Here is a 1111-nt window from a genome sequence, read left to right as displayed (position 1 = left end):
CCGCGTTCAGATTGAGATCGTTGCCCGCGCTCAGCCCCGCGCTGCCGCCCGCCTTCAGGTCGCTGGCGGTCACGTCAAGGTTGTGCCCGGCATTCACCAGCAGGTTGCCGCCCGCGGTGACGTTACTGCCCTGATACGTGACGGACGAACGGCTGGTTTTCTCCCGGCTGGAGCTGAATGCGTCGTTAATCTGGTTCGCGTTGACGGCAATATCGCCCCACGCGTTCAGCAGCATATCCCCGCCGGAGGCCAGGTTCGCCCCGGTAACGGTGATGTTTTTTCCCGCCTCAAGCGACAGGCCATCCTGCGCGGTAATCGACGCCGTGTTGCCCAGCAGGGTGTCTTTCAGGCCGATGTTGCCGTATTTACCTCCGGCGTTGATATCAATCTGCTCAACCTGAGTCAGGTTGTTGATGCTGCCGTCGAGGCTCTCCAGCGCGACCGTTTTGCCGCTGATGGTGGAGCTGATGTTATTGATATCGCCGATGGCGCTCAGGTTCAGGTCGCCGCCCGCTTTCATCAGGCCGCTGTTGAGGTTGCTGATGCTGTTCTGGCTGTCGAGCGTCAGGCTGTTTTTCGCCAGCAGCGAGCTGCCGCTGTTGGTGATGTCGCCGCCCTTCAGGGTGACGTTATTGCCCGCGATCACGCTGCCGTTATTGACGGTGACGTCCTTCGGCGACAGGTAGAGTTTCGGCACCATCACCGTTTCGCCGTTGACGGTGGCTTTCTCCCACCACAGCAGGCTGTGGTCGAGCGCGGCAATCTGATCGGCGGTCAGCGAGACGCCAAACTGCAGGCCCAGCGACTGCTGCGCCGCCGCGGCGTTGTCCATCAGATAGCGCATCTGATCCAGATCGGAGCCGATGCCGTTCAGGTAACGGTTACCGGTCTGGTTGAGCACCACGTTGGAAACATAGCGGGTATCGAACGCCGCATCGCCGAGGAAGCGGTAATCGTAATCCGGGTTCAGGTTGAGGCGGCCCAGCATATAGGACGAGCCGAGGAACTGCTTCTCGTCGGTAAACGCCGGCCGCGTCTCCTGCGGCGCGGTGGACGACGGTTTGACCCCGAGCATCGCGTTCAGGTCGGCAAACAGGGCGGGATCAAGCTG

General features: G+C 61.5%; 1 protein-coding gene. It reads right to left on the bottom strand.

Annotated features, from left to right (window positions below; translation table 11 throughout):
• On the bottom strand, nucleotides 1-1111 hold a 1111-nt coding region (locus tag KIF87_RS22990), incomplete at both ends, for a hemagglutinin repeat-containing protein (RefSeq protein WP_213330842.1).

The organism is Enterobacter sp. 120016 (assembly GCF_018383635.1).
GTDB classification, from domain to species: Bacteria; Pseudomonadota; Gammaproteobacteria; order Enterobacterales; family Enterobacteriaceae; genus Enterobacter; species Enterobacter asburiae_D.
The sequence above is the reverse complement of the archived record's forward strand: the minus strand, read 5'-3'. Positions and strand labels throughout refer to the sequence as shown.